At 76.0% G+C, this 24,692-nt stretch carries 24 protein-coding genes; 4 read left to right on the top strand and 20 right to left on the bottom strand.

Features of this window, described 5'->3' with window-relative positions; genetic code table 11:
* Positions 1–51 precede the first annotated feature (51 nt).
* The gene (locus ACWPWW_RS13730; protein WP_454050917.1) at positions 52–771 is read right to left on the bottom strand and encodes a response regulator; all 720 of its coding nucleotides are present in this window, start codon (positions 769–771) and stop codon (positions 52–54) included.
* Entirely contained in the window at positions 768–1,991 is a 1,224-nt protein-coding gene (locus ACWPWW_RS13725; protein ID WP_454050916.1) for a sensor histidine kinase, read from the bottom strand. Before ACWPWW_RS13725 ends, ACWPWW_RS13730 begins: the two co-directional genes overlap by 4 nt.
* A 190-nt stretch (positions 1,992–2,181) precedes the next feature.
* On the opposite strand from ACWPWW_RS13725, the gene phoU reads away from it, so the two are divergent.
* Entirely contained in the window at positions 2,182–2,847 is a 666-nt protein-coding gene (phoU, locus tag ACWPWW_RS13720; protein WP_454050915.1) for a phosphate signaling complex protein PhoU, read from the top strand.
* Between the two features lie 75 nt (positions 2,848–2,922).
* Here the strand turns inward: phoU and ACWPWW_RS13715 are convergent, their stop codons facing one another.
* Positions 2,923–3,663 carry a phosphoglyceromutase gene (locus tag ACWPWW_RS13715; RefSeq protein ID WP_454050914.1) on the bottom strand — a complete coding sequence of 247 codons (741 nt, stop codon included), beginning with the start codon at positions 3,661–3,663 and terminating at the stop codon, positions 2,923–2,925.
* Positions 3,664–3,751: 88 nt separating this feature from the next.
* Between ACWPWW_RS13715 and ACWPWW_RS13710 the strand changes: the two genes are divergently transcribed.
* Positions 3,752–4,192, top strand: coding sequence for a nitroreductase family deazaflavin-dependent oxidoreductase (locus ACWPWW_RS13710; RefSeq protein ID WP_454050913.1), 441 nt, complete (start codon positions 3,752–3,754; stop codon positions 4,190–4,192).
* Positions 4,193–4,296: 104 nt separating this feature from the next.
* Here the strand turns inward: ACWPWW_RS13710 and mshA are convergent, their stop codons facing one another.
* The 4 genes from mshA to ACWPWW_RS13690 form a co-directional block, all read right to left on the bottom strand.
* On the bottom strand, positions 4,297–5,535 hold the full coding sequence (mshA, locus tag ACWPWW_RS13705; RefSeq protein WP_454051824.1) for a D-inositol-3-phosphate glycosyltransferase: 1,239 nt from the start codon (positions 5,533–5,535) through the stop codon (positions 4,297–4,299).
* A gap of 108 nt (positions 5,536–5,643) precedes the next feature.
* A complete protein-coding gene (locus tag ACWPWW_RS13700; protein ID WP_454050912.1) occupies positions 5,644–7,080 on the bottom strand; it encodes a sugar porter family MFS transporter in 1,437 nt (478 codons plus the stop codon).
* Complete coding sequence (locus ACWPWW_RS13695) at positions 7,077–8,132, bottom strand: lactonase family protein (protein WP_454050911.1); 1,056 nt, start codon at positions 8,130–8,132, stop codon at positions 7,077–7,079. The genes ACWPWW_RS13700 and ACWPWW_RS13695 overlap by 4 nt, the downstream gene beginning before the upstream one ends.
* 43 nt (positions 8,133–8,175) lie before the next feature.
* A complete protein-coding gene (locus ACWPWW_RS13690) occupies positions 8,176–9,465 on the bottom strand; it encodes an ROK family protein (protein ID WP_454050910.1) in 1,290 nt (429 codons plus the stop codon).
* A 76-nt stretch (positions 9,466–9,541) separates the two neighbouring features.
* On the opposite strand from ACWPWW_RS13690, the gene xylA reads away from it, so the two are divergent.
* Together xylA and xylB are read left to right on the top strand one after the other, a co-directional pair.
* Positions 9,542–10,729 carry a xylose isomerase gene (xylA, locus tag ACWPWW_RS13685; RefSeq protein ID WP_454050909.1) on the top strand — a complete coding sequence of 396 codons (1,188 nt, stop codon included), beginning with the start codon at positions 9,542–9,544 and terminating at the stop codon, positions 10,727–10,729.
* Between the two features lie 124 nt (positions 10,730–10,853).
* Positions 10,854–12,284, top strand: a complete 1,431-nt coding sequence (xylB, locus tag ACWPWW_RS13680; protein WP_454050908.1) for a xylulokinase — start codon at positions 10,854–10,856, stop codon at positions 12,282–12,284.
* Between the two features lie 195 nt (positions 12,285–12,479).
* Here the strand turns inward: xylB and ACWPWW_RS13675 are convergent, their stop codons facing one another.
* The 13 genes from ACWPWW_RS13675 to folP all read right to left on the bottom strand — a co-directional run bounded on the left by ACWPWW_RS13675 (position 12,480) and on the right by folP (position 24,674).
* Complete coding sequence (locus tag ACWPWW_RS13675; RefSeq protein ID WP_454050907.1) at positions 12,480–12,821, bottom strand: histone-like nucleoid-structuring protein Lsr2; 342 nt, start codon at positions 12,819–12,821, stop codon at positions 12,480–12,482.
* Between the two features lie 120 nt (positions 12,822–12,941).
* Positions 12,942–13,115, bottom strand: a complete 174-nt coding sequence (locus ACWPWW_RS13670) for a hypothetical protein (protein ID WP_454050906.1) — start codon at positions 13,113–13,115, stop codon at positions 12,942–12,944.
* Positions 13,116–13,161: 46 nt separating this feature from the next.
* A complete protein-coding gene (gene lysS / locus ACWPWW_RS13665) occupies positions 13,162–14,697 on the bottom strand; it encodes a lysine--tRNA ligase (RefSeq protein WP_454050905.1) in 1,536 nt (511 codons plus the stop codon).
* A 34-nt stretch (positions 14,698–14,731) separates the two neighbouring features.
* The gene (gene nadC / locus ACWPWW_RS13660; protein ID WP_454051823.1) at positions 14,732–15,631 is read right to left on the bottom strand and encodes a carboxylating nicotinate-nucleotide diphosphorylase; all 900 of its coding nucleotides are present in this window, start codon (positions 15,629–15,631) and stop codon (positions 14,732–14,734) included.
* A 38-nt stretch (positions 15,632–15,669) separates the two neighbouring features.
* Positions 15,670–17,373, bottom strand: coding sequence for an L-aspartate oxidase (locus ACWPWW_RS13655; protein ID WP_454050904.1), 1,704 nt, complete (start codon positions 17,371–17,373; stop codon positions 15,670–15,672).
* Positions 17,370–17,927 carry an aspartate 1-decarboxylase gene (gene panD / locus ACWPWW_RS13650; RefSeq protein WP_454050903.1) on the bottom strand — a complete coding sequence of 186 codons (558 nt, stop codon included), beginning with the start codon at positions 17,925–17,927 and terminating at the stop codon, positions 17,370–17,372. The genes ACWPWW_RS13655 and panD overlap by 4 nt, the downstream gene beginning before the upstream one ends.
* A gap of 2 nt (positions 17,928–17,929) precedes the next feature.
* Positions 17,930–18,817: a pantoate--beta-alanine ligase gene (panC, locus tag ACWPWW_RS13645; protein WP_454050902.1), complete on the bottom strand. Its 888-nt coding sequence runs from the start codon at positions 18,815–18,817 to the stop codon at positions 17,930–17,932.
* Entirely contained in the window at positions 18,814–19,872 is a 1,059-nt protein-coding gene (locus ACWPWW_RS13640; protein WP_454050901.1) for a Rossmann-like and DUF2520 domain-containing protein, read from the bottom strand. Before ACWPWW_RS13640 ends, panC begins: the two co-directional genes overlap by 4 nt.
* Entirely contained in the window at positions 19,869–21,449 is a 1,581-nt protein-coding gene (locus tag ACWPWW_RS13635) for a PH domain-containing protein (RefSeq protein WP_454050900.1), read from the bottom strand. The genes ACWPWW_RS13640 and ACWPWW_RS13635 overlap by 4 nt, the downstream gene beginning before the upstream one ends.
* A gap of 17 nt (positions 21,450–21,466) precedes the next feature.
* Positions 21,467–22,042: a PH domain-containing protein gene (locus ACWPWW_RS13630; protein ID WP_454050899.1), complete on the bottom strand. Its 576-nt coding sequence runs from the start codon at positions 22,040–22,042 to the stop codon at positions 21,467–21,469.
* Positions 22,043–22,090: 48 nt separating this feature from the next.
* Positions 22,091–22,588 carry a DUF3180 domain-containing protein gene (locus ACWPWW_RS13625; protein WP_454050898.1) on the bottom strand — a complete coding sequence of 166 codons (498 nt, stop codon included), beginning with the start codon at positions 22,586–22,588 and terminating at the stop codon, positions 22,091–22,093.
* Positions 22,588–23,859 (bottom strand): 2-amino-4-hydroxy-6-hydroxymethyldihydropteridine diphosphokinase, encoded by a 1,272-nt coding sequence (gene folK / locus ACWPWW_RS13620; protein ID WP_454050897.1) that lies wholly within the window; start codon positions 23,857–23,859, stop codon positions 22,588–22,590. Before folK ends, ACWPWW_RS13625 begins: the two co-directional genes overlap by 1 nt.
* Complete coding sequence (gene folP / locus ACWPWW_RS13615; RefSeq protein ID WP_454050896.1) at positions 23,856–24,674, bottom strand: dihydropteroate synthase; 819 nt, start codon at positions 24,672–24,674, stop codon at positions 23,856–23,858. The genes folK and folP overlap by 4 nt, the downstream gene beginning before the upstream one ends.
* Between the last annotated feature and the right edge of the window lie 18 nt (positions 24,675–24,692).

The raw sequence follows: 24,692 nt of genomic DNA, 5'->3' as shown, positions 1-24,692 counted from the left end.
GTGAACGACGGGCCAATCCTCCGGGCGCGGACGGGCCCCCGCGCGCGTCCGTCAGGCCGGCTCGTCGTCGAGCAGCTTGTAGCCGAGGCCGCGGACCGTGACCAGCAGGGCGGGGTTGGCGGGGTCCGGCTCGATCTTGGCGCGGACGCGCTTGACGTGCACGTCGAGCGTCTTGGTGTCGCCCACGTAGTCGGTGCCCCAGACGCGGTCGATCAGCTGGCCGCGGGTGAGGACGCGCCCGGCGTTGCGGAGCAGCAGCTCGAGCAGCTCGAACTCCTTGAGGGGGAACGCCACCGGCCGGTCGTCGACGGTGACCGTGTGCCGCTCGACGTCCATCTTCACCGGGCCCGCGTGCAGCACGCCGTCGTCGGTCTCGTCCTCCTCGGCCGCGACCGGCACCGAGGAGCCGACCTGGCGGCGGCGCAGCACCGCGCGGACACGGGCGAGCAGCTCGCGGGACGAGTACGGCTTGGTGACGTAGTCGTCCGCGCCGAGCTCCAGGCCGACGACCTTGTCGATCTCGCCGTCCTTCGCGGTCAGCATGATGACGGGCACGTCGCTGCGCTGGCGGATCTGCCGGCACACCTCGGTGCCGGACAGCCCGGGCAGCATCAGGTCCAGCAGCACCAGGTCCGCGCCCTGGGCGTCGAACGCGGTGAGCGCCTCGGGCCCGGTCGCGGCCGTCGTGACCTCGAAGCCCTCCCGGCCGAGCAGGTAGGCCAGGGGGTCGCGGTAGGACTCCTCGTCCTCGACGAGCAGGATGCGGGTCACGGGGTCATGCCTCCGGGTGCGGTCTCGACGCCCGGCTGGTCCGGGACGATCAGGGGGACAGGCCGGTCGTCCTGCGCCGGGGCCGGCACGGCCCCGACGGCGACCGGGAGGCGCAGCGTGAAGGTGGAGCCGCGGCCGGGCTGCGACCACACCTGCACGTCGCCGCCGTGGTCCGCGGCGACGTGCTTGACGATGGACAGGCCGAGGCCCGTGCCGCCGGTCTCCCGGCTGCGCGCCGGGTCGACCCGGTAGAACCGCTCGAACACGCGGTCCTGCTCCTCGGCGGAGATGCCGATGCCCTGGTCGACGACCGCGATCTCGACGATCCCGTCGCGGGACCGCACGCCGACGCCGACCGTCGTGCTCGGCGGCGAGTACCGGACCGCGTTGTCCAGCAGGTTCCGCACCGCCTGCACCAGCATCGCGGGGTCGCCGAACACCTGGGCGCCCGACTCCCCGCCGACGTGGAACGACATGTCCTTCGCGGCCGCACCGGTGCGGGCGCGGTCGACCGACTCGGCCACCACGGCGTCCACCTCCACCAGCGCGATGTCCTTCAGCGCCCCGGCGACCTGCAGCCGGGACAGCTCGAGGATCTCCTGCACCAGGGCTGACAGGCGCTGGGACTCGCTGATCATCCGGCCCGCGAACCGGCGCACCGTCTCCGGGTCGTCCGCGGCGTCCTGCACCGTCTCGGCCAGCAGCGACAGCGCGCCGACCGGGGTCTTCAGCTCGTGGGACACGTTCACCACGAAGTCGCGGCGGATCGCCTCGAGGCGGCGGGCCTGCGTCCGGTCCTCGGCGAGCACGACCAGCAGGCCGGGTCCGACCTGGGCCACGCGGACCTGCAGCATGATCGTGCCGGGGCCGAGCGGGCCGCGCGGCAGCTCCAGCTCCTCGTCGCGGATCACGCCGCTGCGGCGCACGTCGGCGATCAGGTCGCGGATCGCGGCGTGCACGACCATGCCGTCCCGGACCACCCCGAGCGCGAACGCCGGCGGGCTCGCGCGGATCACCTGGTCGTCGTCGTCGAGCACCACCGCCGCGGAGCGCAGCACCGCGAGCACCCGGACCACGCCCTCGTCCAGGTCCGGCTTCGCCCGCTCGGGCACGGCACGCTGCACCCGCTCGCTGAACCGGAACGCGAGCGTGGCGCCGATCCCGGTGACCAGTCCCAGCGCCCCGGCGGCCAGCACGATGAGACCGTTGATGCCCTCCACGCGGTCAGCGTACGGTCGAGCCGGACCCCGGACGACCACCCCGACCCGCCCGAGCGGCGACCCGCACCGAGTGTTCACCGCCGTTCACCCGCCGGTGGCGTGGCGTTCACCGGCGCGTTCACGTCCGCGTGCGAGCGTGGGCGGCCGGACAGATACTGCGCGCACGGGTGTGCGCGGACGAGAGGACACCATGCGCGAGATCTTCGACGCCGAGCTGAAGCAGGTGCAGGACGACCTGGTGGCGATGAGCCGCCGGGTCGAGCACGCGATCACGGCTGCCGGGGAGGCTCTGCTGCACCAGGACCTGGCCCTGGCCGAGTCCGTGATCGCCGACGACCTGGCGATCGACGCCCTGGAGCGCGACCTCGACGAGCGGTGCGTCCTGCTGCTCGCCCAGCAGCAGCCCGTCGCGACCGACCTGCGCGTCGTCGTCTCCGCGCTCCGGATGAGCGCGACCCTCGAGCGCATGGGCGACCTCGCCCGGCACGTCGCCCAGGTGGCGCGCGGCCGCTACCCGCGGGCCGCCGTGGACCCGGCGCTGACCGGCGTGTTCACGGAGATGAACGAGGCCGCCCGCCGCGTCGCGCAGCGCACCACGCACGTCCTCACCTCCCACGACCTGGCCGAGGCCGAGGGCATCGAGCGCGACGACGACCTGCTCGACTCGCTGCACGAGGAGACGTTCCGCATCCTCCTGGCGCCGGGCTGGACCGGCGACGCGCAGCAGACCATCGACATCACGCTGCTCGGCCGGTACTACGAGCGGTTCGGCGACCACGCCGTCTCCGTCGCCCGCCGCATCGTGTTCCTCGTGACCGGCGAGTTCGCCGCGGAGCGGGCGGCCGGCACGCGCTGACCCCCGGACCCCCGGGAACGCCGAAGGGCCCGGACCGACTCGCCGTCGGTCCGGGCCCTTCGTCGTGCGGGTGGGTCAGCGACCCTGGTTCGCCACCGCGGCGATCGCCTCGGCGGCCGCCTCGGGGTCGAGGTACGTGCCGCCCGGGTTGGTGGGCTTCAGCGTCGTCTCGTCCAGGTGGTAGACGAGCGGGATGCCCGTCGGCACGTTGATGCCGGCGATCGTGGCGTCGTCGACGTCGTCCAGGTACTTGATGATCGCGCGGATCGAGTTGCCGTGGGCGGCGACCAGCGTGGTCTTCCCGGCCTGCAGGTCCGGCACGATGTCGGAGTTCCAGTACGGCAGCGCGCGGTCGAGCACCTGCTTGAGCGCCTCGGCGCGCGGGATCGGCTCACCGGCGTAGCGGGCGTCCGAGTCCTGCGAGAACTCGGAGCCGAGCTCGATGTCCGGCGGCGGCACGTCGTACGAGCGGCGCCAGAGCATGAACTGCTCCTCGCCGTACTCGGTGAGCGTCTGCTTCTTGTCCTTGCCCTGGAGCGCGCCGTAGTGCCGCTCGTTCAGGCGCCAGGAGCGCTTGACCGGGATCCACAGGCGGTCGGCGGCGTCCAGCGCGTAGTTCGCGGTGGTGATCGCACGGCGCAGCAGCGAGGTGTGCACGACGTCCGGGAGCACGCCCGCGTCGGTCAGCAGGGTGCCGCCGCGCTTGGCCTCCGCGACGCCCTTCTCGGACAGCGCGACGTCGACCCAGCCGGTGAACAGGTTCTTGGCGTTCCATTCGCTCTCGCCGTGGCGGAGCAGAACGAGGGTGTAGGTCATGGGTCCCATCCTGCCGCACCCGGCGCCGCGGCGTCGGGGGACGTTCGGCCCGCGGAACACGGCGCACGGGTCCCGCGTTGTCGCCGGTATGCCGATCACCGGAGAGTACGAGCCGTCCACCGACACCCGCAGCCGGAAGCAGGTCGAGCTGATCGAGCGCTCGGGCGGCACGCAGGGCACCACGATGCGCGGCATGCCCGTGGTCGTCGTGACGATGCTGGGGGCGAAGTCGGGCAAGGTCCGCAAGATCCCGGTCATGCGGGTCGAGCACGACGGCGTGTACGCGGTCGTGGCCTCGCTCGGCGGCGCCCCGAAGCACCCCGTCTGGTACCACAACCTGCTGGCGCACCCGCTGGTGGAGCTGCAGGACGGACCGGCGCGCGGCGACTACACCGTGCGCGAGGTGCAGGGCGCCGAGCGCGACCTCTGGTGGGACCGCTCCGTCGCCGCGTACCCGGACTACGCCGACTACCAGCGGCGCACCGACCGGGTGATCCCGGTCCTGGTCCTGGAGCCGGTCACGGCCTGAAGCCCCGGGCCGTCCCGGCCGCCCCGCCCGCCGGCTGGAGAGTCCTGCCCGACACGCGCCGGCATGTCGGGCAGGACCTTCGACCCGGTGCGGCGCGCCTGGGGTCAGACGAGGGCGCGGAGGCGGTGCTCCGTCGCCAGGGCGTAGACCTTGAGCACCTGCTCGGCCGTCGCGTCCCAGCCGTACTGCTCCGCCACCCGGCGCGCGTTGGCCCGCCAGGGGCCGCGGGCGGCCGGGTCCGCGAGCGTCGCCGCCAGCGCGTCCGCCCACACCGCGGGGTCGTGCCCGCGGACCTGCCGCCCCGACACCCCGTCCTGGACGACGGAGCGCAGCCCCCCGACGGCCGAGGCGACGACCGGCGTGCCCGCGGCCTGCGCCTCCACCGCGACCAGCCCGAACGACTCGCTCCGGGACGGCATCGCCACCAGGTCGGCCGCGGCGAACCAGCGCGCGAGCTCGGCCCGGGTGACCGGAGGGCGGAACACCACGTCGTCGCCGAGCCCCGAGGCCGCCGCGAGCGCCTGCAGCTCGGTCAGCGCGCCGGCGCGGCCGCTCGGACCGCCGAGCACCACCAGCAGCGGCACCGGCCGGCCCGTGGCGCGCAGCACCCCCAGCGCGCGCACCAGGACGTCGGGCGCCTTCAGCGGCTGCACGCGGCCCGCGAACAGCACGACGTCCCGGTCCGCCGGCAGCCCGAGGTCGCGGCGCAGCGCCGCGCGGTCCCCCGGCCGCGGCCGGAACGTCGTGAGGTCGACCCCGGGGGCCACGACGTGCACGCGCTCGGGGTCGGCGTCGTACATCCCGACCAGGTCGTGGCACTCCTCGGCGGTGCTCGCGACGAGCGCGTCGGCGGCGGCCACCACCTGCTCCTCGCCGATCACGCGGGTCGGGGGCTCCGGGCTGTCGCCGGGGGCGAGCGCGGCGTTCTTCACCCGCGCCATCGTGTGCATGGTGTGCACCAGCGGCACGTCCCACCGCTCGGCGGCGAGCCAGCCCACCTGCCCCGACAGCCAGTAGTGGCTGTGCACGACGTCGTACCAGCCGGCCGGCCGGGCCGCGGCCAGGCGCAGCACGCCCGCGGTCACGGCGCAGAGCTGGGCCGGCAGGTCGTTCTTGTCCAGCCCCTCGTACGGGCCGGCGGGCACGTGGTGCACCAGGACCCGGTCGTCGCCGTCGTCGAGCTCGACCGACTCCGGCAGGGCCGACGACGTCGCGCGCGTGAAGATCTCCACCGCGGCGCCGCGGCGCGCGAGGGCGCGGGACAGCTCGGCGATGTAGACGTTCATCCCGCCCGCGTCGCCCGTGCCCGGCTGGTCCAGCGGCGACGTGTGCACCGACAGCATGGCGATGCGCTGCGGCTCGTGCGGCACGACTGCTCCTGCGGACGACGACGGTGGACTCCCACCATTGTCGGCCATCACCGGCATCGCGCAGCCCGTGAGCCGCGCCACTCAGGCCGGGCTGGCCGCGCGGAAGTCCTGCTCCAGCTGCTCCAGCGACCGGTCGCGGGTCTCGGGCAGCACGAACCGCACGAACAGCCACGACAGCACGTTGAGCCCCGCGAACGCGAGGAACGTGCCGTTCACGCCGATGCCCGCGACCACCGAGGGGAAGAAGCCGCTGATCACGGCGTTGGCGGTCCAGTTCCAGAACACGCAGAGCCCGATGGCGAACCCGCGCACCCGCAGCGGGAACAGCTCGGCGAGGATCACCCAGCAGACCAGCCCGACGGACGACTGGTTGAAGCCGACGAACAGCACCAGGAACGCGGTGACGGCCACCGAGCGGGCGGTGCCCTCGGGGATCGCGGCCGAGCAGACCGCGATCATCAGGTGGGACGCGATGATGCCGGTGAGCCCGACCAGCAGCAGGCCGCGCCGGGTGACGCGGTTGATCACGCGCAGGCCGATCAGCATGCCGAGCACCGAGAACACGCCGTTCAGCACGTTCGCCACCAGGGCGACGTCCCCGCTGAACCCGGACTCGCGCAGCAGCTGGGTGCCGTAGTACATGACGGCGTTGATGCCGCCGAGCTGGTTCACCACCGCCACGCCGACGCCGACGAGCACCAGCCGCCGGACCCACGGCAGCCGCAGCTCGGCCCAGCCGCCGCTGCCCCGGACGGCGTCCGCGCGCTCGGCCTCGACCAGCGCGCGGACCTCCCGGAGCTCGGCGGCCGCGCGGCCGGGGTCGCGCACCTGGCGCAGGACCGCGAGCGCCTCGTCCTGCCGCCCGCGGGCCAGCAGCCAGCGCGGCGACTCCGGCATCCGCAGCATCCCCGCGAACAGCGCCACGGCGGGCACCGCCTGCACGGCGAGCATGTACCGCCAGACGTCGGGCTGGTCCGACCAGACGGTGCCGATGACGGCGTTGACCACGAACGCGGCGAGCTGCCCGACGACGATGGCGATCTCGTTGCGGCCGGTGATCGCGCCCCGGCGCTCGGTGGGCGCGAGCTCGGCCAGGTAGACCGGGACGGTGACCGACGCGCCGCCCACGGCCGCGCCCAGCACGAACCGCATCGGCAGCATGACCTCGAGCGTCGGCGCGAGCACGCTGCCGACCGCGCCGAGGAAGAACACGACCGCGAGCGCCACCAGCGCCCGGCGCCGGCCGATCCGGTCGGCCAGCCGTCCGCAGGCCAGCGCACCGAGCGCAGCGCCGACCAGCAGGCTGCTGGTGACCAGCCCCTCGGACGCGGGGGTGAGCCCGAGGTCGGCGACCATGGGGTCGAGGGCGCCGTTGATGACGCCGGTGTCGTAGCCGAACAGCAGGCCGCCGAACGTGGCGACGACCGTGATGACGTCGAGCCGCCGCAGGTGCGGCCCGGGCAGCAGGGGCGGGAGCGCGCGGGCGGCGGGCCCGGGGGCGGGGGCGGCGGTCGTCACGCCGGGACGACGCAGGCCGGGGCCGGCAGCGGCACCCGTGACACGACGGCGCCGTCGCGGAGCACGGTCAGGGTGTCGGAGAGCTGGTCGGCGGTCACGGTCCAGCCGTCGACGACGGCGAAGTGCCGCGGCCAGGCGCCCGGCAGCGCGACCTGCCCGGCCGGGGCCAGCGTGCCGTCCGCGCTCGCGCCGAAGGTGGCGAGCACGTCGGAGCCGCGGGTGGCGACCAGGACGCGGTCCCCGACCCGGGTGATGTGCGACGGCAGCGCGCGCTTCTCGGGACCGGAGCCGTCCTCCACCGCCGGGACGTGCTGCACGACCCGGCCGGACACGTGCGCCACGTCCCAGGCGAGCACGGCGACGGTCACGTCGAGCTCGCAGACGACGTACGCGATCCGGCCGTCGGCGGAGAACACCAGGTGCCGCGGTCCGGAGCCGGGACGCAGCGTGGCGGCGACCCCGTCCTCGGTCAGCCGGCCCGTCGCCGGGTCGCGGCGGTAGCGGCGGATCTCGTCGGTGCCGAGGTCGCACACCAGCACGTGCGTGCCGCCCGGGGCGAGCGCGGCGAAGTGCGCGTGCGGGCCCTCCTGGCGGTCGGTCACCGGGCCGGAGCCCGCGTGGCCGAGCACCTGCACCGGGGCGTCGCCCAGCAGGCCGTCGGCGGTGCGCTCCAGCACCGCGAGGGTGCCGGAGGAGTAGTTGGCGACGTACGCGACGCGTCCGGTCGGGTCCAGGAGCAGGTGGCACGGGTCCGCCCCGCCGCTGCTCGCCGTGCCGGCCGGGGTCAGCGTCGGGCGGCCGTCGGCGCTGCCGACCCGGAACGCGGAGACCGTGCCCGCGGCGTCCTCGCCGACCGCGAGCAGCACGCCCGCCTGCCGGTCGACCGCCAGGAACGACGGGGCGGGCGTCTCGACGACCAGCTCCGGCTCCGCCAGCGCGCCGGTCTCCGGGTCGAGGCCGACGCGCCAGACGCCCTCGCCCAGGCCGGCGGGCGTTCCCGCGCCGGCCGAGGGGTACGTCCCGATCCACAGGTCGCGCAGCTGCTCCGTCACGGCGAGGACTGTACGCAACGCCGTGCCCGGGCGGCGACCGCGGTCAGGCGGCGGGCGGAGCCACCTCGAGCCAGGCCGCGGGGTCGTCCGCCACCGCCCGTAGGACCACGACCGCCGCGCCGGTCATCGCCGCGTGCGCGCCGCCCGCCGCGACGCCGACGCGGGCGTCCTCCCAGGCCGCGGCCAGCACCCGGGAGCGCAGCTGCGCGACGACCGCGTCGGTCAGCCACGGCGCGAGGGGCGCGTAGATCCCGCCGAGCACCACGGTCTCGACGTCGACCAGGTTGATGAAGTTCGCCAGCGCGACGCCGAGCGCCTCCCCCGCCGACCGCAGCGCCCGGGCCGCCCGCTCATCCCCCGCGCCCGCGGCGGCGAGCAGCGCGTCGACGGGCTCCTCGACGTCGCGGCCTGCGGCGCGCAGCAGCGCGTCCTTGCCCGCGTACTGCTCCAGGCAGCCGCGCGCCCCGCAGGTGCAGCGCGGCCCCTGCTGGTCGACGACCGTGTGCCCGAGCTCACCGCTCCAGCCGTGCCGGCCGGCGAACACCTCGCCGTCCAGCACGATCGCGGCACCGATGCCGACCTCGCCCGAGACGTAGAGGAAGCTCTGCCCGGCCACCCCGGCGCGGGCCTCGGCCCGGGCGGCGAGGTTGGCCTCGTTGGCCAGGCGCACGGCCAGCCCGTCCACCTCGGGGTGCGCGGTGAGCAGCGCGACCACGTCGACGTCCCGCCAGCCGAGGTTCGGCGCGAGGCGCAGCGGCCCGGTGACGCGGTCGACGAGCCCGGGCAGCGCCAGGCACATGCCGGCCAGCCGCGCGCCGGCGGGCAGCTCGGCCCGGACCTCCCCGACCAGCCGCGCGAGCAGCCCGAGCACGCGGGCGGGGTCGCTGTGCCGGAAGTCGCCGGCGGTGGTCCGCTGCGCCAGCACCGCCCCCGTGAGGTCCAGCGCGCGCACGCCGATGTAGTCGACGTTCACCTCGGCGCCCAGGCCCACGACGGTGCCCGGGGCGGGGACGAGCGGGACGGCGGGCCGGCCCGCGCGGGCCGTGACCACGGGGGGCAGCTCGGCGACCAGCCGCGCGCCGATCAGCAGGTCGACCAGCGCGGACACCGAGCCGCGGGTCAGGCCGGTGGCGGTGGCCACGTCGGCCCGCGACGGCGGTGCTGCCTGCGCCGCGGCCGCCGCGGGGGCCGCGGCGTCGAGCACGTGGCGGAGCACCAGGGCCAGGTTGTGCTCGCGGAGCGAGCCCTGCCGCGCCGGGCTGCGACGACGGCCGACGGCGCCCCGGGCGGGGTCGGCCGGGCCGGCACCGGCAGCGCTCGCGAGGTCCGTCACGCGGTTGACCCTAGCCGGTGGCCGCTATAAGTTCATCCACAAGACAAACCCGCAGGATCTCGATGAGGAGCAGACGATGGTGCGCACGCCCACCCGCGACGACAAGTTCTCCTTCGGTCTCTGGACCGTCGGCTGGAACGCCCAGGACCAGTTCGGCTCCGCGAGCCGGCCGTGGCTCGACCCGGTGGAGTCGGTGCACAAGCTCGCCGAGCTCGGCGCCGCGCACGTCACCTTCCACGACGACGACGTCGTGCCGTTCGGCTCCGACGCCGCCGAGCGCGACCGCATCCTCGACCGGTTCAAGCAGGCGCTGGCCGACACCGGCGTGACCGTCGAGATGGTCACCACCAACACCTTCAGCCACCCGATCTTCAAGGACGGCGCGTTCACGTCGAACGACCGCCGCGTGCGCCGCTACGGCCTGCGCAAGGTCATCCGGAACGTCGACCTGGCCGCCGAGCTCGGCGCCGACACGTTCGTGATGTGGGGCGGCCGCGAGGGTGCGGAGTACGACTCCGCCAAGGACCTCAACGCCGCGCACGACCGGTACGCCGAGGGCATCGACACCGTCGCCGCGTACATCAAGGAGAAGGGCTACGGCCTGCGCATCGCCATCGAGCCGAAGCCGAACGAGCCCCGCGGCGACATCCTGCTGCCGACCATCGGCCACGCGCTCGGCCTGATCGCCAAGCTCGAGCACGGCGACATCGTCGGCCTCAACCCGGAGACGGGCCACGAGCAGATGGCGGGCCTGAACTACACGCAGGGCATCGCCGAGGCGCTCTGGGCGGGCAAGCTGTTCCACATCGACCTCAACGGCCAGCGGTCGATCAAGTACGACCAGGACCTGGTGTTCGGCCACGGCGACCTGTTCTCCGCGTTCGCCACCGTCGACCTGATCGAGAACGGCTTCCCGTCCGGCGGCCCGCGCTACGACGGCCCGCGCCACTTCGACTACAAGCCCTCGCGCACCGAGGACTTCGACGGCGTGTGGGAGTCGGCCAAGGCCAACATGTCCACCTACCTGCTGCTGAAGGAGCGGGCGCAGGCGTTCCGCGCCGACCCCGAGGTGCAGGAGGCCCTGGAGGCGTCCGGCGTGCTCGAGCTCGCGCAGCCGACCATCGCCGAGGGCGAGACCCTGGCCGACCTGCTGGCGGACCGCTCGGCGTTCGAGGACTTCGACGTCGAGGGCGTCGCGGAGCGCGGCTTCGGCTTCGTCCGCCTCAACCAGCTCGCGCTGGAGCACGCGCTCGGCGCCCGCTGACCCGAGCCACCACCGCCGAGGTCGAGGGTTCGGCGCGAGGTCGAGGGTGTCCAGCCCCCGTCCCGCGTGGAACCCTCGACCTCGCGCGTTCCCCGTTCCCTGAGCACAGCAAGGACGCATCCTCATGGCCCTCGTCGCCGGGGTGGACTCCTCCACCCAGTCCTGCAAGGTCGTCGTGCGTGACGCCGAGACCGGCGCGCTGGTGCGCTCCGGCCGCGCCTCGCACCCCGACGGCACCGAGATCGACCCCCGGCACTGGTGGGACGCCCTGCAGCAGGCCGTCGCCGACGCCGGCGGGCTGGACGACGTCGACGCCGTGGCGGTCGGCGGCCAGCAGCACGGCATGGTCGCGCTCGACGCCGACGGCGAGGTCGTCCGCGACGCGCTGCTGTGGAACGACACGCGGTCCGCGCCCGCGGCCGTCGACCTGATCGGCGAGCTCGGCGGTCCGCAGGCCTGGGCCGACGCGATCGGGTCCGTGCCGGTGGCCTCGCTGACGGTCACCAAGCTGCGCTGGCTGCGGGACGCGGAGCCCGACGCCGCCGCGCGCGTCGCGGCCGTGGCCCTCCCCCACGACTGGCTGACCTGGCGCCTGGCCGGCCACGGGCCCGGCGCCGCCGACCTCGCGGCGCTCACCACCGACCGGTCCGACGCGTCCGGCACGGGCTACTGGTCGCCGTTCACCGAGGACTACCGGCAGGACCTGCTCCGGCTCGCGCTCGGCCACGACGCCGCGCTGCCGCGGGTGGTGGCCGCGCACGCGTCCGCCGGCACCGTCGCGCCCGGCGGGCTCGCGCGGGCGGGGGCGCAGCTCGGCGCCGGTGCGGGAGACAACGCCGCGGCGGCGCTCGGCCTGGGCATGGTCGCCGGCGACGTCGCCATCTCGATCGGCACCTCCGGCGTCGTCTCCGCCGTGTCCGCGACGCCGACGGCGGACGGCTCGGGGCTGGTCACCGGGTTCGCCGACGCCACCGGCGCCTACCTGCCGCTCGCGTGCACGCTCAACGCCTCCCGCGTGCTGGACGCGGCCGCCCGGATGCTCGGCGTCGACCACGCCGGCCTGTCCGCGCTCGCGCTCTCCGCCCCGGCCGGCGCCGACGGCCTGGTGCTGGTCCCCTACCTGGAGGGCGAGCGCACCCCCAACAAGCCCGACGCCACCGGCGCCCTGCACGGGATGCGGCTGGCGAACACCACGCCCGCGCACCTCGCGCGCGCCGCCGTCGAGGGCATGCTGTGCGCCCTCGCCGACGGCCTCGACGCGCTGCGGGCGCAGGGCGTGCCCGTCGAGCGCGTGCAGCTGATCGGCGGCGGCGCCCAGTCGGAGGCCGTGCGCCGGATCGCCCCGGCGGTGCTCGGCCTGCCCGTCACCGTGCCGACCCCCGGCGAGTACGTGGCCGACGGTGCCGCCCGCCAGGCGGCGTGGGTGCTCGGCGGCGCGGCCCAGCCGCCGGCGTGGACGGCCGCGGGCGAGCCCGAGGTCTACGACGCCGAGCCGGCCGACGTCATCCGCACCCAGTACGCCGCCGTCCGCGAGCTGACGGCCACCCGCCCCTGACGCCGGGCCGCCCCTGACGCAGGGCCGCCGCGGTCGTCACATCGGCACGAGGTCGTCACGTCGGCCCGAGGTCGTCCGTCCTGCGGGACGACCTCGTGCACGACTGACGACCTCGGGCGGCAGAGGTTGGTCGACCGGACGGCAGGAGGCCCGGCACCCCTCGGGGTGCCGGGCCTCCTGCGTGCGTGCGCGGGGTCAGCCCTGCGCGGCCTCGTAGGCCTCGCGGATCTCCGCGGAGATGCGGCCGCGCTCGGAGACGTCGTGGCCGTTCTCCTTGGCCCAGGCGCGCACGGCGCCGGCGTCGGACGAGCGGCGCGGGCGGCTGGTGCCGGCGCTGCTGCTGCGGCCCGACCCGGAACGGCCGCCGACCTTGCGGGCGTGGCCCACCCAGGTGCCGAGCGCGTCGCGGAGCTCGGCGGCGTGCTCGGTCGTCAGGTCGATCTCGTACGAGACGCCGTCGAGCGCGAACGTCACCGTCTCGTCGGCGGTCCCGCCGTCAATGTCGTCCACGAGCAGGACCTGAACCTTCTGTGCCATTTCGCCCTCCCGAGCCGTAGGCCGCTGCTGCTGCCCCCAGATGGCGAGCGGCGTGAATCACGCGTTCGGGAAAAGCATGGCATCCGAGAACGCCTCGCGTCAAAGGTCGGCCGAAATTGTTCAGCTTTCGGCCGGGTTCTCCGTCTTATCCGCTCGTGCGTCCTCGGCGTCCATCCGCGCCAATGCAGCGCGTTCGGAGCGGTCGGCGTTCACGAGCGCGCGGATGACCAACCAGAAGATGAGCCCGACTCCGACGGACGGGAGCAGCGCGGCCAGCGCGGGACCGATGTTCATGGGGCGCAGCCTACGCCGCGAAAATGCGCACCCCGGCAGCCGGCGCTCAGGCCTGCGGCTTCACGAGCGGGAACAGGATCGTCTCCCTGATGCCGAGGCCGGTGAGCGCCATGAGCAGGCGGTCGACGCCCATCCCCATGCCGCCGGTCGGGGGCAGCGCGTACTCGACGGCAGCGAGGAAGTCCTCGTCCACCTGCATGGCCTCGTCGTCGCCGGCGGCGGCCAGCAGCGCCTGCGCCTCGAAACGCTGCCGCTGGATCACCGGGTCGACCAGCTCGGAGTAGGCGGTCGCGAGCTCGAAACCGCGCACGTACAGGTCCCACTTCTCGACCTGGCCCCGGATCGACCGGTGGTCGCGGGTCAGCGGGCTGGTCTCGACCGGGAAGTCCCGCACGAAGGTCGGGGCGTGCAGGTGGTCCCCCACCAGGTGCTCCCAGACGACCTCGACGAGCTTGCCGTGGCTCACCCGCTTCGGGTCGAGCTGCACGTCGAGCCGGTCGGCGATCGCCTGCAGGTGCGCGACGGAGGTGGCGGGGGTGATCTCCTCGCCGAGGGCCTCGGACAGCGAGCCGTACATGGTCAGCTGGGCCCACTGCCCGCCGATCTCGTACTCCTCGCCGTCGGGCAGCGTGATCGACGTCGTGCCGAGGACGTCCTGCGCGGCCGTCTGCACGAGGTCCTGCGTGAGCGCCGCCATCGTGTCGTAGTCGCCGTAGGCCTCGTACGCCTCCAGCATCGCGAACTCCGGCGAGTGCGTGGAGTCCGCGCCCTCGTTCCGGAAGTTCCGGTTGATCTCGAAGACGCGCTCGAGCCCGCCGACCGCGGCGCGCTTGAGGAACAGCTCCGGCGCGATCCGCAGGTACAGGTCGATGTCGAACGCGTTCATGTGGGTGACGAACGGCCGGGCGGCGGCGCCACCGGGCTGCGTCTGCAGCATCGGCGTCTCGACCTCGAGGTAGCCGCGGCGGTGGAAGTTCTCCCGCAGCGAGCGCACGACACCGGCACGCAGCCGCACGGCGTCGCGGGCGGCCGGGCGCACGATCAGGTCGACGTAGCGCTGCCGGACGCGCAGCTCCTCGGACAGCTCCGGGGCGGCCTCGTCGCCCTTCGCGTAGAGGTTGGGCAGGGGGCGCAGCGACTTGGCCGCGAGCGTCCAGGAGTCGGCCATCACGGACAGCTCGCCGCGGCGCGAGGCCACGACGACGCCGTGCACGAAGAGGTGGTCGCCCAGGTCGACGTCGGCCTTGAACGCGGCCAGGCGGTCCTCGCCGACGTTCGCCAGGCTGAGCATCGCCTGCAGCCGGTTGCCCTCGCCGTCCTGCAGCGTGGCGAAGCACAGCTTGCCGGTGTTGCGCAGGAAGACGACGCGGCCGGCGACGCCGACCACGTCCTCGGTCTCCTGGCCCGGCTCCAGGTCGGGGTGGGCGGCGCGGACGTCGGCGATCGTGTGCGTGCGCGGGACGCCGACCGGGTAGGGCTCGACGCCCTCGGCCAGCATGCGGTCGCGCTTCTCGCGACGGACCCGGAGCTGCTCGGGGAGGTCGTCGGCGGTCGTCACGGGCACAGCGGGCGTCTCGGTCACCGGGCGATCCTATCGACCGCCCGACCCGCTCCCGTCACGCCGGGGGACGCACGCCCTCGACCAGGTCCAGCGCCAGGTCGAGGATCGGCGACGAGTGCGTGAGGCCCCCGACCGACAGGTAGTCGACGCCCGTCGCCGCGACCTCGGCGGCCCGCTCCAGCGTGAGGTTGCCGGTGGCCTCGAGCTCGACGCGCCCCGTGGTGGGCTCCTGCGCGCGGACGGCGGCGACGGTCTCCTCAAGGACGGGGGTCGGCATGTTGTCGAGCAGCAGGAACCGGGCGCCCACGCCGACGGCCTCCAGCGCCTGCTCGACCGTGTCGGCCTCGACCTGGATCGCGACGTCCGGGAACCGCGCGCGCACGGCCTCGACCGCCGCCGCGACCCCGCCGGCCGCGACCACGTGGTTGTCCTTGACCATCGCGACGTCGTAGAGGCCCATCCGCTTGTTGGTGCCGCCGCCCGCCCGCACGGCGTACTTCTCCAGCTCGCGCAGCCCGGGGGTGGTCTTGCGGGTGTCGAGCACCTGCGCGCCGGAGCCCGCGAGCGCGTCGGCCCAGCGGCGGGTGTGCGTGGCGACGCCCGACGCCCGGGACGCCAGGTTGAGCGCGGTCCGCTCGGCGACCAGCAGCGCCTGCACCGGTCCCGTCAGCACCGCCAGCACGTCGCCGGGCGCGACGGCCGTGCCGTCGGGGACCCGCTGGTCGACGGTCGCCGGGGCCAGCCCGAGCCGTGCGGTGACCTGGGCCAGCACCTCGGCGACGACGGGCAGCCCCGCGACGACGCCGGCGTCCCGGGCGACGAGGTGCGCGATGCCGTCGACGTCGGGGGCGACGGTGGCCTGCGTGGTGACGTCCCGGCCGGGGGCGGCCCCCAGGTCCTCGTCGAGCGCGAGGGCGACGGTGCGGGTGAGCCAGGTGGGGTCGAGGGCGTCGATCACACCCGCCACCCTAGGTCCGCCGACCGGTGCCCCCGTCAGACCAGGGGGGTGGGGTGCTGGCGCAGGGTGCCGTCGGGAGCGAGCGTGGCCTCGACGCGGAGCAGCCAGGCCGCGTCGTCGCGGGCCGGGAAGTCGCTGCGCAGGTGCCCGCCGCGGGTCTCCAGCCGGGTGGCGGCGGTGGCGGTCAGCACGGTCGCCACCTGGTGCACGTTGGTGGTCTCCCACTCGGCGACCTGCGGGTCGGCCACGGGGTGCTCGCCGCCGGCGACGGCGCGGTGCGCGTCCGTGCGGACCCCGCGGAGCGCGACGGCCGCGGCCTCCAGCCCCGCCGCCGACCGCAGCACGCCCGGGCCGTCGCTGGCGATCCGCTGGACCCGCGAGCGGGCCGCGCCGGCGACCAGGGCCTCGGGTCCGGGCCGCTCGACGGGCTCGGCCGGGCGCAGCGACCCGGCCTCGACGCGCCGGGCGATGTCGTGCGCGGCACGGTGGGCGAACACGAGCCCCTCCAGCAGCGAGTTGGACGCCAGGCGGTTGGCGCCGTGCACGCCGGTGCAGGCGACCTCGCCGACGGCGTACAGGCCCGGCACGGACGACCGGCCGACCAGGTCGGTGACCACGCCGCCCGAGTGGTAGTGCTGCGCGGGCGCGACGGGGATCAGGGCGGTGGCCATGTCGAGGCCGTGCTCCGCCAGCCGCTCGCCGATGGTCGGGAACCGCCGGCGCAGCCGCTCGGCGCCGAGGTGCCGGGCGTCCAGCAGCACGTGGTCGGCGCCGGTGCGGGCCATCCGGCGGACGATGGCCTTGGCGACGACGTCGCGGGGCGCGAGCTCGGCCAGCGGGTGCACGGCGGGCATGAACCGCTGCCCGTCGGTGTCCAGCAGGTGCGCGCCCTCACCGCGCACGGCCTCGGAGATCAGCGCGAGCTGGCCCTTCACGCCCGCGCCGAGCCACAGCACCGTCGGGTGGAACTGCACGAACTCGACGTCGCCGACGACCGCACCGGCCCGCAGCGCCGCCGCCAGCCCGTCGCCGGTCGCCTGCACCGGGTTGGTCGAGGAGCGGAACACCTGCCCGATGCCACCGGTGGCCAGCACGACCGCGGGCGCCAGCACCGCGCCGACGCCGTCGCGGCTGCCCGCGCCAATGACGTGCAGGGTGACGCCGCACACCGCCCCGGGCCGACCGTCGCGCCCGGGGGCGCCGGTCAGCACGTCGAGCACCAGCGCGTTCTCGATGACCTCGATGCCCGGGTCGGCGTGCACGGCCGCGAGCTGGGCGACCAGCGCGCGGGAGATCTCGGCGCCGGTGGCGTCACCGCCGGCGTGCGCGACGCGGTCGGCGCGGTGCCCGCCCTCGCGGGTCAGGCTGATGCTGCCGTCGGCCTCGGTGTCGAACACGGCGCCGCGCGCGACCAGCTCGCGGACCCGCGCCGGGCCCTCGGTGACGAGCACCTCGACCGCCCGCGGGTCGCACAGGCCGACGCCGGCCTCCAGGGTGTCCCGCAGGTGTGCGGCCGGGGAGTCGGCGGGGTCGAGCGCCGCGGCGATGCCACCCTGCGCCCACACGGTCGACCCGGAGACCAGCTGGCCCTTGGTGACCAGCAGCACCCGCGGGACCCGCGTGCGCAGCTCGAGCGCGGCGGTCAGCCCGGCGATGCCCGAGCCGACGACCACCGCGTCGGCGCGCGAGGTCCACCCCGGTGCGGGAGCGGCGAGCCGGCGCGCGAGGCGCGCGGTCACCGTCCGGCGCCTGCGTCCCGCCCGGCGTCGTTCGCCCCCGCCCGCTCCTCGCCCGCCTCGCCGTCGTGCGCGTCACCGTGGTGCGCCTCGCCGTCGTGCGCCACGAGGGACCGGCCCTGGTCGAACGGCACGCCGCTCGGGTGCAGCCCGGACGCGGCGGTCCACTCGGCGGGCACGGTGCCCGGGTCGTGCCCGGTGTCCATGACGCGGTTGTCGGCGTCGACCAGGACGACGTGCGGCTCGTACGTGCGCGCCTCGGCGTCCGAGAGCATCCCGTAGGCGATGAGGATCACGGTGTCGCCGGGGTGCACCAGGTGCGCGGCGGCGCCGTTGATGCAGACCTGGCCGGAGCCGGCCTCGCCCGCGATGACGTAGGTGGTCAGCCGCGCGCCGTTGGTGACGTCCACGACGTCGACCTGCTGGCCGGGCAGCAGGTCGGCCGCGGCGAGCAGGTGCGCGTCCACGGTGATCGAGCCGACGTAGTGCAGGTCGGCCTGCGTCACGGTCGCGCGGTGGATCTTGCCGATCATCATCGGCCGCAGCAGCGAGGTCATGGTCACGCCCACCTCACGTCGGTGTTGTCGATCAGCCGGGTGGCGCCCACGGTCGCGGCCACGGCCAGCACGGCCGACCCCTCGACCGGCACGGCGGTGACGTCCTCGAACGAGGCGACGTCGACCAGCGCGACGTAGTCCGTGCCGACGCCCGCGGCGTCCAGCACGGCCCGGGTGGCCGCGCGGACCTGCTCGGGCGCGCCGCCGTCGGCCGCGGCGGCCCGGCCGGCGGCGAGGCCGCGGCTCAGCGCCAGCGCCTGCTCGCGCTCGGCGGCCGACAGGTAGACGTTGCGGGAGGACAGGGCGAGCCCGTCGGCGTCGCGGACCGTCTCCACGCCGACCACCTCGACCGGCACGTCCAGGTCCCGCACCATGCGGGTCACGGCGACCAGCTGCTGCACGTCCTTGCGGCCGAACAGCGCGACGTCGGGCGCGGTCAGGTGCAGCAGCTTCAGGACGACGGTCAGTGCGCCGTCCAGGTGGCCGGGCCGGGTGGCGCCCTCGTAGACGGTGCCGATGCGGCCGGCGTGCACGCGCACGACGGGGTCGCCGTCCGGGTACATCACCTCCGGGCCGGGCGCGAGCACCACGTCCCCGGCGCCGAGCAGGTCGGCCGCGGTCAGGGCCGCGAGGTCCCCCTCGAGGTCCCGCGGGTAGCGGTCGAGGTCCTCGGCGGGCCCGAACTGCAGCGGGTTGACGAAGATCGACACCACCACCTGCTCCGCGCGGGCGCGGGCCTCGCGCACCAGCGCCAGGTGCCCGGCGTGCAGGGCGCCCATCGTCATCACGACGGCGCGCGTCGTGCGTCCGCCGGCCCCGGGGCGCAGCGCGTCCGCGAGCTCGGCGGCCGTGCGGGCCACCGTGGGGGCACCCGTCCGTGCCTCGGTCATGCCTGGTCCTCCTGGTCGGCGCCGGGCGCGGCCGGACCGCTCCCGTCGCCCTCGTCGTCGTGCGCGCCGTGCACCGTACCTCCGTCGGGACCCGGGGCGTGAGCCGGGCCGTCGGCGGCCGCGGGCTCGCCGGCCGCGAGCGCGTCCAGGAGGGCCTGGCCCTGCTCCGCACGCAGCAGGCCCGCGGCGAGGGCGCGGCCGGTCGCGGCCCGGGACAGCGCGCGGTAGGACGCCACGACGTCCGTGGCCCCGGTCCGCACGCCGAGGCCGGTCAGCTCGTCGAGGTGGTCCCGCACGGTGCCCGCGTCCCCGCGCCGGACCGGCCCGGTCAACGTCGTCACCGCGCCGGCGGTCACCTCCCCCTCGGCGTCCCGGCCGCCGCCGGCCGACTCCGCGCGCAGGGCGCCGTCGAGGGCCGCGGTCAGCAGCGGGCGCAGCACGGCACCCGGGTCGGCGACCCCTGCCGCGGCGAGCGCCTGGCCGGCCTGCGCGACCAGCACCACCAGGTGGTTCGCGCCGTGTGCCAGGGCCGCGTGGTACAGCGGTCGGGCTGCCTCCTCGACGACGACCGGCTCACCGCCCATCTCCACCACGAGCGCCTGCCCGATCGGCAGCACGGGGGTCGGGGCGGTCACCGCGAAGGTGGTCCCGACCAGGCGGGACAGGTCGAGCGAGGTCCCGGTGAAGGTCATGGCGGGGTGCAGCGCGACGGGGATCACGCCGGCCGCGCGCGCCGGGTCGAGCACCGCGGTGCCGTACCGCCCGGCGGTGTGCACGACGATCTGGCCGGCCTGCCACGCCCCGGTCGCGGCGAGCCCGGCCACCAGGTCGGCGAGGGCGTCGTCGGGCACCGCGAGCAGCACGAGCTCCGCGCGGCGCACCACCTCCGGCACGTCGAGCACGGGCACGCCCGGCAGCAGGGCGTCCGCGCGGTCGAGCGACGCCGCGGACACGGCGCTGACCCCGACCACCGGGTGGCCGGCGGCGCGCAGCGCGCTGCCCAGCACCGCGCCGACGCGGCCCGCGCCGACGACGCCGATCCCCAGCCGGGTCATCCGCGCATCCACTGCTCGGGGCCGGCGCCGGCCCGGGCGGTGCGGGCGCGCGTCGCCTGCTCGTCCAGGAGCCCGGCCGCCACGCGGGCGTCCAGGTGGTCGACGCGGGGCGCGACCGGTCCGGGCGTCGAGTGCAGCTGGAACGACGCGAGCCCGAGCCGGCGCTGCAGCGGCCCCTGCGCCAGGCCGAGGGACTGCGTGCGCTCGTGCGGCACGACGACCAGCTGCCGGGTGAGCACGCCGGAGCGCAGCACGAGGGCGCGCTCGGTCACCGCCACGCCGTGCCGCCGCCACCCGACCGGGTCCAGCCAGCGGGACCGCCGCGGCGCGACCGCCCAGCCCCCGCCGCCCTCCGTGCCGGTGAGGCCGGCGTCGACCAGGGCGCGCGGGTCGGCGGTGCCGAGGTCGGGCAGCACCAGCCACAGCGCCAGCAGCGCCTCGTCGCGCGTGCCGACGGGCAGCAGGACGTTCTCGCTCTGCGTCTGGTCGGTGCCGCTGCCGTAGCCGGCGACGTTCACCTCGACCCGCCACCAGTCGGGGCGCCGCCACAGCAGGCCCTGCGTGACCCGCACGGCCTGCACCCGGCCCGGCGGCACCGTCTGCGCCCGGGACTCGGTCAGCCCGTGCCGCAGCCGGATGCCGTCCGGGGAGATCGCCGCGCGGAAGTTCGCGCCGCGGTTGAACCGGGTCCACGTGTACGAGACGACGCCGAGGAGGGCCGGGAGCAGCGCGAACGCCGACTCGAACCGGCCGGACGTCACGATCAGCACGACGACGCCCGCGATCAGGACCACGAGCCAGAACGTGGTCGACGACAGCAGCGTCGACGCGAGCAGGCGACCGACCGGGACCTCGTACACCGGGCGCTCGGGGGCGACGGGCGCGACGTCGTCCCAGTCGTCGGCGGGCTCGACGGGGAGCGTGACCGCGGCGTCCTCGGTGCCCACGGTGCCCACGGTGCCCACGGCCTCCGGCACCGCGCCCGGCTCGGCGGTGCCGAGCGGCGCGACCTCGGGCAGCACCGGGGCGGCGGCGGGCGGGGCGGTGGCGGGCCGCCGTCCCCGGTGGATCCCCGCCGCCCGCGCGAGCAGCTCGGCGCGCAGCTGCTCCGCGTCGGCCTCGCGCAGGAACGCGAGCGACACGGCCGACCCGGCCCCGCCCGCGACCTCCAGGCGCAGCTCCGACAGCCCGAGGATGCGCGCGAGCAGCGGCTGCACCACGTCGACCGCCTGCAGCCGGTCGAGGCGGGCCTGCCGCTGCTGCCGGAACAGCACGCCGGAGCGCAGGTGCACCGCGTCGTCGGTGACGGCGTACCGGGTCATCCGCCAGGCGATCGCGGAGTAGCCGAACCCGATCAGCGCGACGAGCACGACCGCGCCCGCCACGTAGAGCCACGCGCGCGCACCGAGCCACTCGGCCAGGTCCCGGACGTCGTCCGCGGCGTTCCAGGCGACGATCGCGAGCACGGCCGCGAGCACCTTCCAGCCCTTCACCGCCGGGGTCACCGGGTGCATCCGGCGCCAGACCAGGTCGTCCGCCGGCGGCTCCGGCAGCGGGGCGGCGTGGGCGTCGGTCACGGCGGGCCGCTCGTCGGTCACAGCCCCGCCAGCCGGGCCTCGCCCCGGGACGCGAGCTGGTCGCGCAGCCGGGCCGCCTCGGCGGTCGGCAGGCCGTCGATCGACGCGTCGGTGCCGGGCGACGCCGTGTGCAGCTGCACGGACGCGATCCCGAGCTTGCGGGCCAGCGGCCCGGCGGACACGTCGACGTACTGCATGCGCCCGTAGGGCACCACGACCATCGACCGGAACAGGATGCCGCGGCGCAGCAGCAGGTCGTCGGCGCGCTCGGCGTACCCGAGCGCCCGGACCTGGCGCGGCACGAGCCACAGCGTCCAGACGACGAACGCCGCGAGCACCGCCACGCCGATCCACAGCCACACCACGCCGGACAGCACCGCGGCGACGGCCAGCCCGACCAGCGGGACGCCCAGCCAGATCAGGGCGACGAGCAGCCGCGCGCTCGCGAGCCGCGGGGACACCGCGGTCCAGTCGACGCCCGACGGCTCGAACGGCTCGCTCTCGTGCACGGGCTCGACCGCGGGCGGCGCGGCGTCGGGCTGCGGGCGGGCGGCGGCGGCGCCGGGCACCTCGGGCACGTCGGGCGTGGTCATGCGGCTATCCTCGCACCGCCGAGCAGGCAGGTGGTGGGCCGTCCGGGCTCAGCCGGCCGCGGTGCCCGGGGCGGCGTCGGGAGCGGGTCCGGCCGCCTTCTCCGGGTCCTCCGGCGGCGGGACGCGGCAGAACCACTCGACCACCAGGCCCACGACGGCGAGCACCACGGCCCCGAGCACCGCGAGCCCGGCGGCGACGGCGCGGTCGCGCTGCGCCTCGATGCCGAGGTCGCCCAGGACGTCGAGCACCTGCGCCGCGTACCAGCCGGCCAGGAGGGCGCCGGTGTAGCAGGACGCCTTCGCGAGCACCGCGGTGCGCGCGGCGCGCATCGGGTCGAGCGTCGGGTGCTTGCCACGGAGGTACTGCCGGACCGACCAGCCCATCGCGAGCACCACCGCGGCGATCAGCACCAGGACCGCGACCATCGCCCACGGCACCGCGGGCAGCACGACGCCCCGGGACGCGAGCAGGCGGACCACCAGCCAGCCGAGCGCCGCCGCGGCGACGAGGACCAGCACCAGGGTGCGGACGCGGGTGCGCTGCATCAGGGGTCCAGCCGGACGGGGCCGGAGCCGCCCAGGGGGTCGTGCAGGGGGTCGTGCAGCGGGCCGGACAGCGGGTCGAGGGCCGATGCCCCGTCGACCTCCGCCGGGTCCGGCTGCGCGGCCGGGACCGGCGTGGTCAGCCAGTCGAGCGCGAGCCACCGCACGCCGTCGCGGTCCGGCGCGGTGGCCGCGAGCTGCGCGACGGGGCCGCCGCCGAGGCCGGGCAGCACCGCGCCGGGCCGCACCTGCGCCCACGGCTGCAGCACGAACGCCCGCTCGTGGGCGCGCGGGTGCGGGAGCTCGAGGTCGTCGGTGGCGGCGGAGACCTGGCCGTACACGATGATGTCGACGTCGAGCGTCCGGGGGCCCCAGTGCACGGTGCGCTCGCGCCCGTGGATCCGCTCGACCTCCGCGGTCGCCCGCAGCAGGTCGCGGGGCGACAGCGTCGTGCGCGCGATGACCACGGCGTTGAGGAAGTCGGGCTGGTCGGGCCCGCCCACCGGTGCCGTCCGCGCGAGCGCGGAGACGTCCACGACCTCGATCCCGGGCGACGCGGCCAGGTCGGCGACGGCGTCCCGCAGCGTGTCCTGCGCCGCGCCGAGGTTGGAGCCGATCGCCAGCACCACCTCGACGGGCCCGTCCGGGGTGGCGTCCATGGTGTCCTGCACGAGCTCCGCGTCGACGACCTCGTCGTCGGTGCCGGGCGCCGGGGGCGGCTCGGGCGCCTCGGGCAGCGCGGGCACCGGCTCCGGCGCCGGCGGCAGCGCCAGCTCCGCGACCGGCACGAGCACCTCGGCCGGCTCCGGCTCGGCCTCGGCACCGGGCGCCCAGCGCGGCGCGTCCGCGGCCACGGGCTCGGCCGCCGGCAGCCAGGACCGGTCCCGGCGCACCTCGACCACGACGTCCCCGAACGGCACGGTGATCGGCGCCTGCGGCTTGTGCACCGCGACGTCGACGCACTGCACCTGGGGGTGCGCGAGGACGGTGGCGGCGATCCGCTCGGCGACGGTCTCGACCAGGTCCGCGGGCTCGCCCGCCAGCACGGTGACGACCTGCTCCGCGAGCGTCCCGTAGTTCAGCGTGTGCACCAGGTCGTCGGTCGCGGCGGCGCGGCGCGTGTCCAGGTGCGCGACGACGTCGGCGACGAAGGTCTGCCCCTCGCGGCGCTCGTGCGGGAACACCCCGTGGTAGCCGGTGGCCGTCACGCCCAGCAGCCGGATCCGGTCCAGCCGGTGGCCGTCGCGGCCGACCACGTCCGCCTCGTCGCTCATCGGTCGTCCTCCCTCGTCGGCGCTGCCGCCGTCCACCGGGCCGCGACGCGCACCGCGTCGGCCGTTCCCCGCACCTCGTGCACGCGCACGCACCACGCCCCCGCCGCCGCCGCCAGCGCCGACACCGCCGCCGTGGCCGCGTCCCGCTGCGCGGGCGGGACGGGCACCCCGTCGTCGCCGGCCAGCAGGTGCCCGAGGAACCGCTTGCGGGACGCCCCGACCAGCACCGGGAACCCGTCCGCGACGAGCTCCGGCAGGCGGGCGAGCAGCGGCCAGTTCGCGGCGCCGGGCTTGGCGAACCCCAGGCCCGGGTCCAGCACGACCTGGTGGTCGGCGACCCCGGCCGCGCGCAGGTCGGCGACCCGGTCGGCGAGCTCGCGGCGCACGTCGGTCACGACGTCGTCGTAGTCGGCCAGCTCGTCCATCACGTCGGCGTGGCCGCGCCAGTGCATCGCCACGTACACCACGCCGGTGCGGGCGACGACCTCCCGGATCGCGGGGTCGGCCAGGCCGCCGGACACGTCGTTGACGACCGCGGCGCCCGCCGCGACCGCGGCCTCGGCGACCTCCGCGCGGGTGGTGTCCACGCTGACCACGGCGCCGCGGGCGGTGAGCTCGCGGACCACGGGCAGCACGCGGTCGAGCTCCTCGGCGACCGGCACGCGGGCGGCGCCGGGCCGGGTGGACTCGCCGCCGACGTCCAGCAGGTCCGCGCCGTCCGCCAGCAGCGCCAGCCCGTGCGCGACCGCCGCGTCGGGGGCGAACCAGCGCCCGCCGTCGGAGAAGGAGTCGGGCGTCACGTTCACCACGCCCATGACCAGCGTCCGGCCGTC

The organism is Cellulomonas sp. Marseille-Q8402 (genome assembly GCF_965119525.1).
This window is presented reverse-complemented; position numbering and strand designations above follow the sequence as displayed.

Bases quoted from the DNA above. Each gene is read 5' to 3' on its own strand.
- phoU (WP_454050915.1), top strand. From the start codon at position 2,182: ATGCGCGAGATCTTCGACGCCGAGCTGAAGCAGGTGCAGGACGACCTG.
- ACWPWW_RS13715 (WP_454050914.1), bottom strand. From the start codon at position 3,663: ATGACCTACACCCTCGTTCTGCTCCGCCACGGCGAGAGCGAATGGAAC.
- ACWPWW_RS13710 (WP_454050913.1), top strand. From the start codon at position 3,752: ATGCCGATCACCGGAGAGTACGAGCCGTCCACCGACACCCGCAGCCGG.
- mshA (WP_454051824.1), bottom strand. From the start codon at position 5,535: ATGCTGTCGGTGCACACGTCGCCGCTGGACCAGCCGGGCACGGGCGAC.
- xylA (WP_454050909.1), top strand. From the start codon at position 9,542: ATGGTGCGCACGCCCACCCGCGACGACAAGTTCTCCTTCGGTCTCTGG.
- xylB (WP_454050908.1), top strand. From the start codon at position 10,854: ATGGCCCTCGTCGCCGGGGTGGACTCCTCCACCCAGTCCTGCAAGGTC.
- ACWPWW_RS13675 (WP_454050907.1), bottom strand. From the start codon at position 12,821: ATGGCACAGAAGGTTCAGGTCCTGCTCGTGGACGACATTGACGGCGGG.
- ACWPWW_RS13670 (WP_454050906.1), bottom strand. From the start codon at position 13,115: ATGAACATCGGTCCCGCGCTGGCCGCGCTGCTCCCGTCCGTCGGAGTC.
- panD (WP_454050903.1), bottom strand. From the start codon at position 17,927: ATGACCTCGCTGCTGCGGCCGATGATGATCGGCAAGATCCACCGCGCG.
- panC (WP_454050902.1), bottom strand. From the start codon at position 18,817: ATGACCGAGGCACGGACGGGTGCCCCCACGGTGGCCCGCACGGCCGCC.
- ACWPWW_RS13640 (WP_454050901.1), bottom strand. From the start codon at position 19,872: ATGACCCGGCTGGGGATCGGCGTCGTCGGCGCGGGCCGCGTCGGCGCG.
- ACWPWW_RS13630 (WP_454050899.1), bottom strand. From the start codon at position 22,042: ATGACCACGCCCGACGTGCCCGAGGTGCCCGGCGCCGCCGCCGCCCGC.
- ACWPWW_RS13625 (WP_454050898.1), bottom strand. From the start codon at position 22,588: ATGCAGCGCACCCGCGTCCGCACCCTGGTGCTGGTCCTCGTCGCCGCG.
- folK (WP_454050897.1), bottom strand. From the start codon at position 23,859: ATGAGCGACGAGGCGGACGTGGTCGGCCGCGACGGCCACCGGCTGGAC.
- folP (WP_454050896.1), bottom strand. From the start codon at position 24,674: ATGGGCGTGGTGAACGTGACGCCCGACTCCTTCTCCGACGGCGGGCGC.